This is a genomic window from Paenibacillus sp. sptzw28 (genome assembly GCF_019550795.1).
Classification (GTDB): Bacteria; Bacillota; Bacilli; order Paenibacillales; family Paenibacillaceae; genus Paenibacillus_Z.
Window position 1 is genome coordinate 330,011 of record NZ_CP080545.1, and the last position, 15,780, is coordinate 345,790.

The window sequence follows — 15,780 nt, forward strand, 5'->3', positions numbered from 1 at the left end:
CTTTTGCAGGTGCCCTACGGCTGTAGAAAAACAATTTGGGAGAGGGTTTACCTATAGAACTCCGCGGTGCAAATGTTTCGCTTTATTTATGGTACGGTGAACCGTATCATAAGTAGGTCGAAAAATTTGATGTGGGGTAGTACAGGGAGTGTTGAAGTGGCCCTTGAGACATTTGGTTTTAGGAGGTTCATATGAGTAAGAACTGACAAATAGCCCCACCACTTTCCAAAAAGTGATATGATATTGAGGGGCACAGAGTCATGAGTATGGATAAGAATGACGGAATGCGCTTGCTCCTCTTTCAGAAGTTCAATGATTTTATCGGTGTCATATCCACGATCCGCCAGGACGTTTTTCTCTTGAATGTCTTCGGATTGCAAGATCTCATATCCCGTCACACAATCATTGATGTTGCCTGCGGTTACTTCAAAGCGCAACGGGTTGCCCAAGCTGTCGACAAGCGCATGGATCTTGCTGGTTAAGCCTCCGCGCGATCGACCGATGGCTTGGAATTGCTGCCCCCTTTTGCCCCCGCGCCGTGTTGATGAACACGGACAATGGTGGCATCAATCATGACACTTTCATCATCAGGCTCGGCCGATAATACAGCCAACATGCGATCGAAAATACCGGATTTTCCCCACCGGCGGAAACGGCTGTAGACGCTGCTCCATGAGCCGTAGTATTCGGGCAAGTCTCGCCATGGCGCGCCGGAGCGAAGGACCCAAAGCATGGTGTTGAACATTTTTCGATTATCGATAGCGGGGCGTCCGCCTTGAGGTTTTCTCTCTGGTGGCAACAAGTATTTAATGATTTCCCATTGGTCGTCTCGTATCTCGTATCGTCTTCTCATAGGTTAAATTTACCAGTTTATTAACTGTTTTGATAGTTTGCATACACACCCTAGGTAAGTCTAACTACGGTACTAAACTACCTTGTGCTGGGAACATCTCAGTAATAATAAAAGAAGGTAACCTTGAGTTGTATCCAAGTCAATCAGACCATGAAGCAATAATTAAACAACATTCTCATCCATTATGTAAGACTCGTTAGAACAGTCTAACGAGTTTTTTCGCCTTAGAGATGATACGGTGAACCGTATCACAAGTGATGGTAAAGGAAAAATTTGAATTAATAATTCCGTTCATGATGATTGAGGGATTGTAACCTAAATGAAACAGTAAAAACCCTAGTGACGGGGACAACAATAATAAAAAGATACGATTTAGCACGAAGCATTCGAACGGCGAGGAAAAAGTCAGAGCCGTCAACGTACGGGTTCGTTCCTGCTTGGGCATCAGTGGTGCTGTCTCTTGATGATCCTCATTCATACATCCCTCCTAAAAATGAAAATGACCCCTCGAAAAAGGGGTCTTGGTGCTGGGTCAAAAATATGATGTATGTAAGATATTGGATTTGATTCGGTTTTCAGAGAAACAAATCGGAAGAATCGCTCCAAAACAGGAGGTTACATATGAGTTCTATTCTAAAAGTTATAGAAAAGCTAAAGTTGAACGTCTTGAGTGTTGAAGATGTTCCAGAGTCATTTAGTTCTGATGTATACAAACTTACTCTTGCCAGTGGAGAAAACGTTTTTGTAAAAATTCCATTTAACAAGGATAAACTATTCCGTGAATTTCAGATGCTTGAAACATTAAAGGGTATAATACCTGTTCCTAAGGTATTGGACATTTGGTACGGGGATGAAAGTACTACTGGAGCATTGCTTCTTACAGCAATTCAAGGTATGCCTTGTACAGGAGACATTGATGAGAAACTCTCTTTTCAAATTGGCGTGTATCATGCTATGCTCCATGAGGTTAAAACTCCTGGGTATGGTTATCATGTAACCGATGGTTTTAAGTTACTTGACCAAAATAATTGGAGATTACATATCAAAAGTAATTTTGAAAAGTGGAAAGAGCCATGCAAAGAGATTCTCGACTCAAATTTGTATGAAAGATGTATTCTTCACTTTGATGGAGTTTTCTCTGCTTTACCGGATCCTGACGGACCATGCATTGTTCACATGGATTTTAGACCAGGTAATATATTGGTGAATGGTAACGAGGTTGCTGGCATTATTGATTTCGAGAGTGCCCGTGGTGGATCGTCGGAAATAGATTTTACAAAAGTCAATCGATATATTTGGGAAGTCAATCCGAGAACAAAGATACCGTTCATTGAAGGTTATCAATCGATTCGACCTATGTTGGCTCTGGAAAGAGTGCTGCCATTTTATGATATTTACGATGCTTTCAGCGCAGTTGTTTGGTGTAAAAACAGAGGAATTGAAAAAAATCAAACGTTCCTTCAGGAAAATATTCATATTTTAAGGAATTCGGTGGGATATTGAGTATAGTTGTTTAGATTTGATTGGGCAGGCCATCCCACAAAGGATGGCCTTTAAACTTGCCGTTACAGATAGCGCGGAGAACCATACCACAAGTAACGGCAAGTTTTTGAGGGATACGTCACGGCTCTACTTTAGAATGTAATAATCACGTTACCTTTTTTACGTTCGGTCTCTACATATTTTTGGGCATCCGGCAGGAGTTTCAGAGGATATCGACGATCAATCACGGCGTTCAGAGTTCCATTTTTTGCGAGTTCCATGAGAAACGCCAAATTTGCTTTGTTTTGCATAAGGCCGGCTGTTGCGAAGACTGCCCGTTTGCCTTTAAACAGGGAGGTCCACATCATCTGTATAACGATAGACAGCTTGGGTACGGTAGTCAGATAAATTCCCTTGGCTGTGAGTACACGCTTGCATGTTGTGAAGGAGCGTTTTCCTACAGCATCAAATACGACATCATAAGCTTTTTCCGTCTTCGTGAAATCCTCCTGGGTATAATCAATAATGAAATCTGCGCCTGCTTTTCTTACCAGACCAACGTTACCGGCAGAACAAACACCTGTTACTTCAGCGTCATAGAATTTGGCTAATTGCACAGCGTAGATGCCGACAGCTCCCGAGGCGCCATTAATCAGCACCTTTTGTCCCTTCCGCAACTTTGCCTTGTCTCTTAGAAACGTCAATGCGGTGGCCCCCCCGTCACAGATGCCGACGGCTTCTTCAAAAGTGATGTTATCCGGTATAACTACAAGGGGGCTCTCTTCGGAAAGACACTTATATTCGGCATATGCACCGAAGTTTTTGATGCTCATCCCCAGAACACGATCCCCGGCTTTAATATGCTTCACTTCTTTGCCGACCGCTTCGACCTCTCCGGCTAATTCGCATCCTCCAACGGCAAATTTCGGTCTGGAAAGTCCGTAGATCAATTTAATTATTAGCGGTTCGCCCTTGCGAAAAGCGCAGTCTGACGGACCTACTGCGGCAGCTTGGATACGAATGAGAACCTCCTTGTTTCCAGGTGACGGTTTCGGGATTTCTTGTGGGACGATCACTTCCGGTGGACCATAAGAGATTTGTACCATAGCTTTCATGAGTTTCCCCTCCTATTCTTTAGTGAGTTCTATATAAAACATACACTGCAATGGTCCTTTACAAAATGCTCCCTGAGGTTAGAAAATGGATGGGAGGAAGAACGGTAGAGAAGGAGATGAAGGAAAGCAATGAAGGACATTTTATACAAATATATGTCGAGATGGACTTCCCTAAACGAGGAAGATCAGCAAGTCATTATGGACGAGATTCGTATAGAACAATTTAAAAAGGGAACCGTTCTTTTTAAACAAGGAGATGCCCCTACAAAATGTTATTTCATTCTGAAAGGTTGCGTAAGACAGTATTCAATCGATGAAGAGGGAAGAGAGATTACATCCAATTTCTACACCGAAGAGCAAGCTATCGCCATTTTCAATCATCACAAACCAGACAAGTTATCCGATTACACCTTCACGTGCGTTGAAGATGCGGTAATGGTCGTTGGCGACCCCGAAACGGAAAGGGACATGTACAGCAAATACCCTCAATTGGAGACGATGACCCGCATGATGATCGAGGAGAACTTGGGTCAGGTCCAGGAGGAATTCGCTGCTTTTATCGCTTCTTCGCCTGAAGAACGCTTCAAGACGTTGCAAATGAAACGCCCATCACTCATCGACCGGGTACCTCAACATCAATTAGCCAGTTATCTCGGCATTACTCCGGAGTCACTAAGCAGAATTAAGAAGAGAACTCACCAAGACCCCCGCTGATCAGATCACCCTATTCTTGGAATACCTTGCCTCCATAAATTAAAGTAATGATTATATTGTAACTAGGGGGATGCTTACGTGCATTGATTTAAGTCAAGAGACGAGCCTAAACCTGCGTATACAGGTGGAAACGAAACTTTCCGTTACAAACAGCGCGGGGAACCTTACCATAAGTGACGGCGAAAAATTGGGGTGAAGGCAAGGGTTAAGAAAGCTGTTGGATTAATGGAGAGTTCTATAGCGATATGTTTGTCCCTCTAGAGATGGGCTCTAGGGGGATTTTTGTGCGACAAAATCGACAATGTTTTCCAGATTGGTGGTATGATTATACTAATAGAGAGCTACGTTCCCATTAAGAAACTCGGATGATGTAGGACATTTGTCGAAATCATATTTAAGGGGGGCAGCGGTAATTCCAGGCCATCTCGTGGAAAGCGCAGCATCGATTGCATCAACGGTATTATAAACTCATCGTTCAGCGCGAAAAGCAAAAATGTGTAGCCGCAATATCAGTCGCTAGACTTAGGGGAGAAGGGGATGAGGAAATGAGCAGCCGTTCTCGGCTTCACGAACGATTATCGCCGCTACTGCAAAGCTTCAAGGATAACGGACCGCCGGGTTGCGCCTGCACCGTCGTTCGCCGAGGAGAAGTACTCTATCAGGAAACAATGGGATATGCAAATTTGGAAAATGAAAGACTGATCGCTCCGGATACGCTCTATCGCATCTATTCCATGACGAAAGTGGTTACTTGCGCCGCCGCGCTCATACTGTTCGAGCGTGGGCTCTATCTGCTGAACGATCCACTCGAAGAGTATTTGCCTGAATACAAGGACCTGCAGGTTTATCGGAATCACGAGTCAGGCAACAAAATGATCTCGCCCGCAACGGGTTCTATACGGGTTAAGGATTTGTTCACGATGACCTCGGGGCTTGTTTATGGCGGAGAACAGACGGAAATCGAAAGAAGGACGCAAAAAATTATCGGTGCAGGGATTACAGATTTGGATACGCGTGATGTGGCAAGAGAGCTAGCCCAAGTTCCCCTTGCTTTCGACCCCGGTACGCATTGGAGGTATGGAACTAGCCACGACGTGTTGGCCGCGTTGATTGAAACATTGTCAGGGCAAAGATTCGGAGCTTTTCTGCAAAAGGAGATTTTCGATCCGCTCGGAATGAGCGATACTTCCTTTAAAATCCGGCAGGATCAACAGGGCAGACTCTGTACGTTGTACGACCGCGGAGATGACGGGTCGCTGAAGTCCAATGATCGACTCGACGGCTTTTATCAGCCGGAATGCAAGTTCGAAAGCGGCGGCTTCGGGCTGATATCCACCATCGGAGATTACAGTCGATTCGCTCAGGCTCTCGCTGGTGCCGGAAAGCTGGACGGGGAGCGCATCCTGAGTCCGAAGACCGTGCAGCTGATGGGCACGAATCATTTGAGTTTGCAGCAATTAAAGGAATTCAATAATCCCGGCTATGGATATGGATTAGGCGTTCGCGTCATGATCGATCCGGCGGCAGGCGGTATTAACGGATCGGTTGGAGAGTTCGGTTGGGCAGGATTGGCCGGCACGTATCTGTTGATCGACCCGAAGGAAGAATTATCTGTCGTTTATATGCAACAGATGATGCCAAGTATGGAACAATACATACATCCGCGGCTGCGCGCCGTCATTTACGGAGCATTGGATTGACATTCCACTTTACTTAATCGTACTGGCTCGTTAATCGCTGTATACAAATTAGTCGCAACATTTTAAAATAAAAGGTGCCATTTGCTCGAACCCGGATAAAGGGCGGATTGTTGAGGAAGGACCGTCCTCGCGGACGGTCCTTTTCATATATTGAAGGGTTATTCATTTGTTATTCTTAAGACTAGGGAGTAACTAACTGCCACTGCAGGTTGGTGCTGGTGCTGCTGGTCCACTGTTTCAGATCGGCACCGTTTGTAGTAGTGCCGCCGCTATCCAAATAAAGACCGGTAGATTGATTCTTGATCCTGTAATTGCTTCCGTTGGGCTCCAATATCCAGCGCTGGTTCCAACTGTCGCTGTTGCTATATTGTCCGCAGATGGAACCGGCTGTAGTGCGGTACATCCCGTCAAGATACAAACCCGTACCAACATTTTTTATTTTGTAATAGCTTCCGTAGTTTTCCAATACCCATCGTTGGTTGTTGCTCGTGCTGGAGCTGTATTGGCCCGCATTTGAGCCGTTTGCGGTACGGCCCATACCGTCAATGAACAAACCCGTGCCAACATTCTTTATTTTATAATTGCTGCCACCATTGGAAGTGCCAATAGCACTCATGATAGCATTAATAATTCCTTGCTCCGTGATCGCATAGGTCGACCTGTCAAACAGTCCAAAACCGTACTGTCCGTTGTGTCCATTATCCCAATAAACAGGGACAGATCCGTATTTCTTGGCAGTTGCGGTTACTGCTTTTGCAAATTCAGCACGATAATTATCATTCGCTGAATCGAAGGCTGTTTTATCAATGGAACCAAATTCACCAATGACCACAGGATATCCTTGCGTTACGAATTTATCATACATGGACTTGAATTGGGAATCTAAGTAGTCTTCCTGTCCCCAGGTTGATTTTTTAGAAGTGTTGGTAGCCGTTGCTCCCCATTGGGTAATGGTGCCAGTTTCCTCGCCGGCGAAGTCCCAAGGCGAGTAATAATGAACGGAGATCATGATTCTCTTTTCACTGCTTGGAACGGTGGACGATCTGTAATTGTCTGTAGGAAGTACGAAGCCATAATTGCCTGCTGTATAATCAATATTCGTATTCCAGCCAGGAATTAGGAGCCATCTTGCGGCGTTGTTTCCTCCGGATTGTCTTACGGTATTTACAAAGACTTGATTTAAAGTATTAAGATTTGAATAGTAGGTTGGGTTAGGTGTGCCCCAAGTGCCGTCAAATACTTCGTTCATGGATTCAAAAATCAACTTCTCATCATAATTGACGAATGTATTTGCGATCTGCTGCCAGACTTTTTGATATTTTGCCCTAACCGTTGTTTGATCGCTTGAATTGACTAACAACCAAGAGCCGGCAACGTTCGTGTAACCGTCTCCATGAACGTTGATGATGACATACAAGCCCTCGCTGTAGGCATAGTCGACGACCGTTTTAACTCTGCTCAGCCATGTGGAATCAATCGTATAATTCGGTCCACTCCCTATATAATTCAAATACGAAACAGGGATACGGATCGTTTTAAATCCTGCTGCCTTTACCTTTTGAATGAGAGCCTGCGTTACAGCGGGATTGCCCCACGCCGTTTCACTGGGCCAACCGTTGGTAGTGGCTTCAAGCTGGTTTCCCAGATTCCAGCCCGCACCCATTTCATAAACAATTTGTGAAGCATTAAATTGATTGAAATCAGCTGTTTCTGCAGCTGATACTACCGGACTCAAACCGGAAAAGGCAATTGCGATCATCAATATTACAGCTATTAAATGGCTCCTGAATATCTTAATTTTTAATCTCATGCAAATACCACCATTCTTTAAAGTATAGTGAGTTTAACGAAAGAACTTCCATCCAATAACGAATCCATTAATTCCCCCTTAACATTATTTAGTACATGTTATTTCTTTCTGAAGACTGGGAAATGAAAATATATGATACAAATTTATTCTATAAAATTAAATGCATATAAAATACCCTAATAATCATCGTAAAAATCATATAGAAATATGAAAGGGCTTACATCGCAGGATCTCGGATGACCAGCAGCAAATCGCCAGCAATCTCATCTAGCCAACTCAAGGGATTAGCAAGAGAAATAAATCTGGTGAGGGACTTGGGGAAAGTCAACTTTCTTTTATGTTTCGTCGATCCAAGAGAGCAAAATGTAAAAACCGTTTCTTTCGTAAATAGGTAATTCTATTGACTAAGAAACGGTTTTTTTCGTTTTTCAGAATAAAGAAGGGGCTTCGGGCAAGTACCGCTGCGGTTATTCCACCATTACATTTTCGGTTATCCATGCTAATTGGTATCAACACCAGAACCGACTCGGTTACGGTTCTCTTCCACGACTACTACTATGGAAGCGATTACATGACGGGTGCGATGCGAAGCGGATAGCCGGCAGTCACATAAACATCGGCTTCGTCTTCATCAAGTCCATTCTCGGTGATAATCTCGTCGAACGAGTCAAGACTGGCAAAGATCGCGAGCGAATTATAACTGAACTTGGTCGAATCGACCAGCAGAATGTTTTTATCCGCCGCGTTCATGGCAGTCTGTCTGGCACCCACGAGCACGGGCGACCAGGCCATGGCTCCCTTGGCATGAGAGATGGCTTCACAAGTAAGAAATGCTGCATCCACCGTTAGCGAAGCGAGCATCTTCTCCGCATAAATGCCGTCCAGGCTATAAGCCCATTTGCTTAGCCGGCCTCCTGTACAGTAGACGTCGAAGCTGCCGAATCTCTGTTCGTTTGAGAGAAGCAGCGCAGTATGCAAATCACGGGTAATGATTTTCAGACCTTTGAACTTCTCCAACTCGTCCACCATGGCTGCGACCGTTGTCCCTGCATCCAGAATAATGCTCATCCCGTCCTGGATATGCCTCACGGCTTCCCTCGCAATGGCAATCTTCTCAGCTTTGTTTTCGTTTGCCCGTTGATCGTAATCGGAGCCCATGAATCTTTTAACCTTAACAGCCCCGCCGTGGGACCGCTGAATTCTGCCTTCGGACTGCAATTGGTCGAGATCGCGCCGTATGGTCATCTGCGAGACATTGAACTTCTCAGCGAGTTCCATGATCGTTGCCTGCTGCTTGAGCTCAAGCAGCTTCATGATTTCATATTGTCTTGTTCCCATGAGCATGATGGATCCTCCCCGAAATCGGCCTGACCGGATTTTTATCGGTAGTTTTTTTGCAATTATATCTTTCTTCAGTTCACTTGTCAGCAAGAAAATGAACAATTCCAATGTTCGTTGATGTGAATTTATACTATACAAACTTTCGTTTATGTGATATATAAAATATATACATGTTATACCTATGTTATTTTAATTAACTCAAAACTTTGGAATGATCTTAAACCGTCTTGATTTACAGTGATAACGGAATATTTTTGCTATCTGCTTGTAAAGTTAAGTTACATATGATGAGAGGTGAGTGACTTGGTGTTCAGATATAACGGAAACGCTTTTGATCGCCGCTTTCTGCCCCGGCTGACGACCCGGGAGATCGAAGTGATGCCGAAGGATGAAGTGCTGGTCGTTCTTCCTGTGGGTGCCATCGAGCAGCATGGGCCCCACATGCCTGTCTATACGGATACTCTGCTTGGGGAGGCGTTGATGGCGGAAGCATTCGAGCATCTTCCCGAGAATGCCCCAATCTGGCTGATTCCCCCTATCAGTTACGGCAAAAGTACCGAGCACGCGGAATTCCCCGGAACGTTTACATTGTCGGCCCAGACTTTGATGATGGTGCTTCAGGATATCGCTGCATCTCTCGCTAGAAGCGGGTTTAAAAAACTTCTGTTGTTCAATACTCACGGGGGCAACGCCGACTTGCTCGGCATGATGTCGAGAGAGATCCGTCTCTCAACCGGGCTTGCCGTGTACCGCCTTGATCCGGGTGCGGTCCGTTACAGTGAATCGTTCACCGACGACGAGGAGAAGGCGAGCGGGATTCATGCAGGAGACGTGGAGACCTCTCTAGTAATGGCAGTCTGTCCGGATTGGGTCCATCCCGAACTCGCTCTAAGGGAGATGCCGAAGTTCCCCCAATCGACTTCATTTTCCTTCCGCTCCAAATCGTTTGCCTGGGTTATGAAAGACATCTCCCGCAGCGGAATCGCCGGTGACGCGACCAAAGCAAATCCTGAACGGGGACAAGCCATGCTGAAGAAGGCGGGACCGCTTCTGGCGGAAGCTCTGCTGGAGATTGCGGCATTTGACATGGGATCTATGAAGGAATAAGGAGAGGAGCAGTGACGGCATATGAAAGCGACTGCGGTCAGAAAAGAAAGGGTGCGAATGGGGCGGCTGTCCAAAGTGTATCCGAACGGAACCGTCGCCGTTCAGGACGTAAATCTCTCAATTACAGAAGGAGAGTTTCTCTGCTTTGTCGGGCCGTCCGGCTGCGGCAAGTCGACGATCTTTAAAATGATCACCGGCCTGTCTGGACCGACGGGGGGAACGCTTGAGGTAATGGGAACCACTCCCAAGCAAGCCCGCAAGCAGAGCGATACGGCCTTCGTCTTCCAGGACCACACGCTGCTGCCCTGGAGCTCCGTCATTGACAACGTGGCCCTCCCGCTGGCGCTTCGCGGCGTATCCCGCAAGGAGCGTCAGCTGGAGGCGGAGCGGGTGCTTCAGTTGGTGGGGCTGAAAGATTATATGAAGTCAATGCCCAGACAGCTGTCCGGGGGGATGAAGATGAGGGCCTCGATAGCCAGGGCGCTCGTATCCAAGCCCAAGCTGCTCCTGATGGACGAACCGTTTGGCGCGCTGGACGAGATTACGAGGCAGACGCTTCAGCTTGAGCTGCTCGATCTCTGGAGCCGAGACCAGGAAATGACCGTATTGTTCGTCACGCATAATGTTTTCGAAGCCGTGTTTTTGTCCACCCGTGTTGCCGTCATGACCCCAAGACCCGGTAAGATAGCCGCTGTTATTGACGTACCGGTCCCTTTTCCACGCGACGAATCCTTCCGTACCACCCCGGAATTCGGCCAGATTGTTCGTTCCGTATCGGATGCTCTGAAGCACTGATTCATGGAACAAGAATGGAGAGGAGGGTCAACTGATGATGCTTGTATGGACAAAGGAATTGGCAGATTTAGTCGGGAAAGAAAAGCTGCTCCTCGGTTTCGACCAAGTTGACAAACTATCTAAGGATTATTACTGGTATTCCCCCGTGCTGGAGCCGCTGCTCCGGGACAAGAGAGCCGACGCAATCGTCGTTCCGGAGACGGAGGATCAGGTCGCCTTGGTGCTCGCCTTCGCTTACCGCCATGGAATTCCGGTTACGACGCGTGGATCGGGAACTGGAAATTACGGTCAGGCTGTACCGCTGGAGGGCGGAATTGTGCTGGACCTGAGCCGCCTAAATGCCGTACATGAGGTGACGGACGATTACGCCCGAGTTCAGGCGGGAGTTCGCCTGGGAGCGCTGGAGAAGCTTCTTCGTGAGCAGGGTAAGGAGCTTCGGATCTATCCGAGCACGTTCATGAAGGCGACGGTAGGCGGCTTCATCTGCGGCGGCTCTGGCGGCATCGGCTCAATAACCTGGGGTAACCTGTGGGACGGCAACGTGCTGGAGGCCGTCGTGTACACAATAGAGGAGAAGCCCCGGAGGCTTATCGTCCACGGGCCGGAGCTATCAGCTTACATTCATAATTATGGAACGAGCGGTATCCTGACGGAGCTAAAGATCCCGATCTCAAGGAAGGTGCCCTGGAGGCAGACGGTCGTGCAATTTGACGATTTTGAAGCGGCATACCGTTTCTCTCATGCGGTGGCACTGGATGACGTAATCCGCAAGCGGCTGGTCGCTCCTGTCGAATGGCCAATTCCATCGTTCTTCAAGCCGATCGCGCACCAGCTCGAGCCAGGGGCGAGCGCGTGCTTGCTGGAGACCGAGGAAGGCACCGAAAATGCGCTTGCAGCGCATGCAGCCTCGGTTGGCGGACGCATCGGCTATGTCATCCCCTCCGATCAATACCGCAAAACCATAGGTCTATCCGACTTCACATGGAACCACACCACTTTATGGGCTCTAAAGACAGATCCTTCGCTCACTTATCTCCAGGCGGGCTTCCATCCGGTCGATTTCCCCCGGCAAATCGGCCAAATCAAGGCTGAGTTTGGCGACGAAGTACTGTTGCACCTCGAATTCATGCGTTCGGCAGGCGTCATCGTCCCCGCCGCGCTGCCAATCGTCCGCTATACGACTCACGAACGGTTATACGAGATCATCGCGTTCTTCCGTTCGATTGGCGTCGGAATTAACGATCCCCACACGTGGATGCTCGAAATGGGCGGACGCGGACAAATGGAGGCGATGCTTGCTGCCAAACGAGCGAACGACCCGCGTTCCCTGTTTAACCCCGGCAAGCTGCAGATTCCCGCTGCACAGGAAACGATAAGGAGTGATGAGAGATGAGGGAAGAGATCGTTAAGGATGCCGCTGACCCCAGTCTTTATTCCCTATCGGAGACAAACCCGAGAGTAGTGCCAAAGAGTGAATCGTACAAATCCAGGCTGGCACGGTTGAAAACGGTGCTGCCTCCCATCGTGGCATTCGTGATATTCATTGGTGGATGGGAACTTTTCTGCCGGCTCGCCGATATGAAGCCTTATTTGCTGCCCAAGCCCTCCGATATCGTTCAGGCTGCATCTGAGAACGCCGCTAATCTGTGGGTATCGGTATATACGACGATTACAGAAGCGGTGCTTGGTTTTCTGCTCAGCGTCGTGCTGGGAGTCGGATTTGCGATCATTTTGGCGAGCTCCAAGCTTGTCGAGAGAAGCGTCTACCCATACGCCATTATTATGCAAACCATTCCGATCGTCGCCATCGCACCGATCATCGTCATCTGGTTCGGTGCAGGAATGAACGCAATCGTCATCATCGCATTCCTAATCGGCTTTTTCCCTATGCTGTCCAATACACTGATCGGGCTCAATTCAACCGACCACAACATGAAGAACCTTTTCTACCTTTACAACGCCTCGCCTTTGCAGCTCATGTTCCGTCTGCGCTTGCCTTCTGCGCTGCCTTACATCGTCGCCGGACTCAAAATTTCCTGTACACTTGCCGTTATCGGAGCCATCGTGGGCGAATACATCGCTGGCATCGGAGGCGGCCAGGGGGGCTTAGGCTATGCAATAACCGTCGCCGCCGCTCGTCTTCGAACCGCTTATTTATTCGCGTGCGGCTTTTTGGCATCACTGCTTGGAATCGCTTTTTTCCTGCTGGTCAACGCCTTCTCCAAGTGGATGCTCAGCTCCTGGCATGAATCCGAGATGAAATCTTCGGACGGGTAAGAACGACAACTCGAAAGGATGGTGACGGACATGCCGGCAGATCTGGAAGCCGTCAACGCAAGATTGCCCCTGGCACAGGGCGATGGTCTGTTCAAGCTAACAATCAGGGACGGAAAGTGGTCTTCCATTGAAGCTCAGGAAGAGATTGTAGTATCGGATCGGCACGTGCCGATCTCCAAGCTAAACTTCGAGGAGCTTCGGTCAGCCCGGGAGATTGATCTGCAGGAGCGGGTGCTGCTGCCCGGATTTGTAGACGTCCATATGCATCTGGACAAAGCATATTCGATCGCTCATGTACGCAATCGCTCGGGGACGCTTCTGGAAGCGATCGAAAATTACCGTTCCATCGCCCCGACCTTCAGCAAGGAATCGATAAGGGAACGGATTGTCAAGGCCGCGCTTCGAGCAGCTTCCTTCGGCAGCCTTATGCTTCGCAGTCATCTCGATGTTCCCTTCCATCTTGGCCGCGAGGTTGCACTGCGTACGGTGGAGGCAGCTTTGGAGGCGAGGGAGATAGTGAAAGAATTCGTGGACATCCAGTACTTTCCGATGTATTTTTACGATCCCGCCATAAAAAGAGGGCTCACTGAGTTTGCCGAGGAGACGCTGCAAATGGGCGTCGATGGCGTCGGCGGAGCACCGCATCTGGCGCCTGACCCAGAAGAGGGAATTCGCTGGGCGTTCCAGCTCGCGACGGCGTTTGGCAGGCCGATCGATTTTCACTGCGATGAATCTGACAATCCTGAGGTCAAAACGATCGATGCCTATTGCGACCAAGTCCTCATTCACGGCTATGCAGGAAGGGCGGCAGCGGGGCATCTATGTTCGCTATCCGCGATGGCTCAAGAGGAGGCCGACCGGCTGATTGCCAAGATGGCTGAGGCGGGTATCGGAGCAGTCACGCTTCCCGCGGTCAATCTGTACCTGCAGGGCCGCGGCGATCAGGGCAACGTGAGACGGGGTCTGACGCGGGTCAAGGAGCTGGTGAATGCCGGGGTTCCCGTTGCGGCAGCCTCCGATAACATCCAAGATCCGTTCCATCCGTTCGGCCGGGGAGACGTGCTTCAGATCGGTCTAATGACTGCCTATGCAGCACATTTGGCCCGTGAAGAGGATATCGTTACGGTGCTGCGGATGCTGACACATCTACCGGCGACCATTGCCGGTATTCCTGACTACGGTGTTTCTTCCGGCAATCCGGCGAGCTTCGTCGTCTTAGACGCGGTATCAGGGGAAGAACTCTTCCAGGAGCTTCCCGCCACGCGCTGGGTATACAACAAGACACGCTGGATCTATGCGTCCGAGTTGAAGCGGCAGTGGACGGACCCGTTATCAGACAATGCGACTGTAAGTGTAAAATAATCAACCCTGCCGGATTTTCGGAGTGCGCATTTATTGATCTCTTTAACCTCAGGCTAACCGTTGTTTACCTGAATTTAGAGCTTCGGGCCTGGAGAGGCCGAATTCCTTGGTGCTTATCCGCGTATCAAGCGGATGCATATATAGAGAATCAACGGATGAGGGAGGAAGAAGCATGCTGGCAAAAAGTACGAGAGTCAAGAAGATCAGGTTAGGGGCGCTATCTTTAATAGTGATCGCCGTCATGGTGCTGTCGGCCTGTGGGTCTGACAAGGAAGAAGCCTCTTCACAGAGCAGCGAATCGCCGAGTAACAAGCCTGCGGTAGTTCAGATGACCAAAGTTACACAGGTGACTAACTGGTTTGCGGAGCCGGAGCATGGCGGGCAGTATGCAGCGCTTTCAAAGGGCTTTTACAAGGACGCGGGGCTTGAAATGACAATCCAGTCCGGCGGCCCAGGGGTCTCCGCTTCGCAGATCGTTGCTTCCGGCAAGGCCGAATTCGGAATGGGGCAGGCGGACGAGATCTTGATAGCACGGGAAAACGGAATTCCACTCGTGGCAATCGCGGCGACATTCCAAAAGAACCCGCAAGGCATTATGTTCCATAAAGGCAAATACAAGGACATCTCAGAGTTGAACGGTCATAAGGTTTACGTAGGGAGCGGCGCAGCATTCTGGGAATATCTCAAGAAGGCTTACAAGCTGGACAAGGTGGAGGAGATGAAGTATACCGGTTCGCTCGCCAATTTCGTTGCTGATCCGGGCTCCGCCACACAAATATATGTAACCTCCGAGCCGTTCTCGATGAAGGAGGAGGGCGTAGACGTCGAATACTTCCTCAATTATGATCTTGGCTACAAGCAGTACGGCAACATTCTTTTCACCACGGAAGACTACATGAAGAACCACCCGGATATCGTCAAAGCTTACGTCGAAGCATCCATCAAGGGCTGGGATTACTATAAGGACAATTCCGAAGAAATCAACAAAGTAATGCAGGAAAAAAACCCGGATCTGAAGCTGGAAGCGATGGCGTTTGGCGCGAAAGCCCAGGAGCCGCTTATCTACGGCGGGGACGCTGAGGCAAACGGAGTCGGTTACATGAGCAAGGACGTGTGGGAAGGGCTGCAGAAGCAGTTGGTCGACGTTGGCATTCTGAAGAAAGCTGAGCCGATTGATCAAGTGTTCACGAACGAGTTTCTTCCCGGAAAATAACGAGTTGTCAG

The 15,780-nt window shown here is 48.6% G+C and carries 14 protein-coding genes; 9 read left to right on the plus strand and 5 right to left on the minus strand.

The annotated features are described in order from the left end of the window. Window positions 1-86: 86 nt before the first annotated feature. Window positions 87-449: a transposase gene (locus KZ483_RS28990; RefSeq protein ID WP_397376141.1), complete on the minus strand. Its 363-nt coding sequence runs from the start codon at window positions 447-449 to the stop codon at window positions 87-89. Window positions 450-478: 29 nt separating this feature from the next. Further along, window positions 479-853 carry an IS5 family transposase gene (locus KZ483_RS01525; RefSeq protein ID WP_220351039.1) on the minus strand — a complete coding sequence of 125 codons (375 nt, stop codon included), beginning with the start codon at window positions 851-853 and terminating at the stop codon, window positions 479-481. 621 nt (window positions 854-1,474) lie between these two features. Between KZ483_RS01525 and KZ483_RS01530 the strand changes: the two genes are divergently transcribed. Continuing rightward, complete coding sequence (locus KZ483_RS01530) at window positions 1,475-2,356, plus strand: phosphotransferase family protein (protein ID WP_220351040.1); 882 nt, start codon at window positions 1,475-1,477, stop codon at window positions 2,354-2,356. A 131-nt stretch (window positions 2,357-2,487) separates the two neighbouring features. Here the strand turns inward: KZ483_RS01530 and KZ483_RS01535 are convergent, their stop codons facing one another. Further along, the gene (locus tag KZ483_RS01535; RefSeq protein ID WP_220351041.1) at window positions 2,488-3,450 is read right to left on the minus strand and encodes an NAD(P)-dependent alcohol dehydrogenase; all 963 of its coding nucleotides are present in this window, start codon (window positions 3,448-3,450) and stop codon (window positions 2,488-2,490) included. 129 nt (window positions 3,451-3,579) lie between these two features. Between KZ483_RS01535 and KZ483_RS01540 the strand changes: the two genes are divergently transcribed. Both KZ483_RS01540 and KZ483_RS01545 read left to right on the plus strand, forming a co-directional pair. Continuing rightward, window positions 3,580-4,164, plus strand: coding sequence for a Crp/Fnr family transcriptional regulator (locus tag KZ483_RS01540; protein ID WP_220351042.1), 585 nt, complete (start codon window positions 3,580-3,582; stop codon window positions 4,162-4,164). A 545-nt stretch (window positions 4,165-4,709) separates the two neighbouring features. Continuing rightward, window positions 4,710-5,864: a serine hydrolase domain-containing protein gene (locus KZ483_RS01545; RefSeq protein ID WP_220351043.1), complete on the plus strand. Its 1,155-nt coding sequence runs from the start codon at window positions 4,710-4,712 to the stop codon at window positions 5,862-5,864. A 181-nt stretch (window positions 5,865-6,045) separates the two neighbouring features. Here KZ483_RS01545 and KZ483_RS01550 read toward each other — a convergent pair whose 3' ends face one another. Both KZ483_RS01550 and KZ483_RS01555 read right to left on the minus strand, forming a co-directional pair. After that, window positions 6,046-7,674, minus strand: coding sequence for a cellulase family glycosylhydrolase (locus KZ483_RS01550; RefSeq protein WP_220351044.1), 1,629 nt, complete (start codon window positions 7,672-7,674; stop codon window positions 6,046-6,048). A 567-nt stretch (window positions 7,675-8,241) separates the two neighbouring features. Beyond that, window positions 8,242-9,018 (minus strand): DeoR/GlpR family DNA-binding transcription regulator, encoded by a 777-nt coding sequence (locus KZ483_RS01555; protein ID WP_220351045.1) that lies wholly within the window; start codon window positions 9,016-9,018, stop codon window positions 8,242-8,244. A 303-nt stretch (window positions 9,019-9,321) separates the two neighbouring features. On the opposite strand from KZ483_RS01555, the gene KZ483_RS01560 reads away from it, so the two are divergent. From KZ483_RS01560 to KZ483_RS01585, 6 genes are all read left to right on the plus strand, one after another. After that, complete coding sequence (locus tag KZ483_RS01560) at window positions 9,322-10,122, plus strand: creatininase family protein (RefSeq protein WP_309568626.1); 801 nt, start codon at window positions 9,322-9,324, stop codon at window positions 10,120-10,122. Window positions 10,123-10,143: 21 nt separating this feature from the next. Continuing rightward, window positions 10,144-10,917, plus strand: coding sequence for an ABC transporter ATP-binding protein (locus KZ483_RS01565; protein WP_220351047.1), 774 nt, complete (start codon window positions 10,144-10,146; stop codon window positions 10,915-10,917). A 34-nt stretch (window positions 10,918-10,951) separates the two neighbouring features. Further along, complete coding sequence (locus tag KZ483_RS01570; protein ID WP_220351048.1) at window positions 10,952-12,310, plus strand: FAD-binding oxidoreductase; 1,359 nt, start codon at window positions 10,952-10,954, stop codon at window positions 12,308-12,310. After that, entirely contained in the window at window positions 12,307-13,194 is an 888-nt protein-coding gene (locus KZ483_RS01575; protein ID WP_220351049.1) for an ABC transporter permease, read from the plus strand. Before KZ483_RS01570 ends, KZ483_RS01575 begins: the two co-directional genes overlap by 4 nt. 30 nt (window positions 13,195-13,224) lie before the next feature. Next, complete coding sequence (locus tag KZ483_RS01580) at window positions 13,225-14,556, plus strand: amidohydrolase family protein (protein WP_258881498.1); 1,332 nt, start codon at window positions 13,225-13,227, stop codon at window positions 14,554-14,556. A 172-nt stretch (window positions 14,557-14,728) separates the two neighbouring features. Then, the gene (locus tag KZ483_RS01585; protein ID WP_220351051.1) at window positions 14,729-15,769 is read left to right on the plus strand and encodes an ABC transporter substrate-binding protein; all 1,041 of its coding nucleotides are present in this window, start codon (window positions 14,729-14,731) and stop codon (window positions 15,767-15,769) included. The last annotated feature ends 11 nt before the right edge of the window (window positions 15,770-15,780 follow it).

Excerpts from the sequence above, each read along its gene's own strand:
- KZ483_RS01530 (WP_220351040.1), top strand. The coding sequence starts at position 1,475 with ATGAGTTCTATTCTAAAAGTTATAGAAAAGCTAAAGTTGAACGTCTTG.
- KZ483_RS01555 (WP_220351045.1), bottom strand. The coding sequence starts at position 9,018 with ATGCTCATGGGAACAAGACAATATGAAATCATGAAGCTGCTTGAGCTC.
- KZ483_RS01540 (WP_220351042.1), top strand. The coding sequence starts at position 3,580 with ATGAAGGACATTTTATACAAATATATGTCGAGATGGACTTCCCTAAAC.
- KZ483_RS01545 (WP_220351043.1), top strand. The coding sequence starts at position 4,710 with ATGAGCAGCCGTTCTCGGCTTCACGAACGATTATCGCCGCTACTGCAA.
- KZ483_RS01585 (WP_220351051.1), top strand. The coding sequence starts at position 14,729 with ATGCTGGCAAAAAGTACGAGAGTCAAGAAGATCAGGTTAGGGGCGCTA.
- KZ483_RS01550 (WP_220351044.1), bottom strand. The coding sequence starts at position 7,674 with ATGAGATTAAAAATTAAGATATTCAGGAGCCATTTAATAGCTGTAATA.
- KZ483_RS01570 (WP_220351048.1), top strand. The coding sequence starts at position 10,952 with ATGATGCTTGTATGGACAAAGGAATTGGCAGATTTAGTCGGGAAAGAA.
- KZ483_RS01525 (WP_220351039.1), bottom strand. The coding sequence starts at position 853 with ATGAGAAGACGATACGAGATACGAGACGACCAATGGGAAATCATTAAA.
- KZ483_RS01535 (WP_220351041.1), bottom strand. The coding sequence starts at position 3,450 with ATGAAAGCTATGGTACAAATCTCTTATGGTCCACCGGAAGTGATCGTC.
- KZ483_RS01565 (WP_220351047.1), top strand. The coding sequence starts at position 10,144 with ATGAAAGCGACTGCGGTCAGAAAAGAAAGGGTGCGAATGGGGCGGCTG.
- KZ483_RS01580 (WP_258881498.1), top strand. The coding sequence starts at position 13,225 with ATGCCGGCAGATCTGGAAGCCGTCAACGCAAGATTGCCCCTGGCACAG.
- KZ483_RS01575 (WP_220351049.1), top strand. The coding sequence starts at position 12,307 with ATGAGGGAAGAGATCGTTAAGGATGCCGCTGACCCCAGTCTTTATTCC.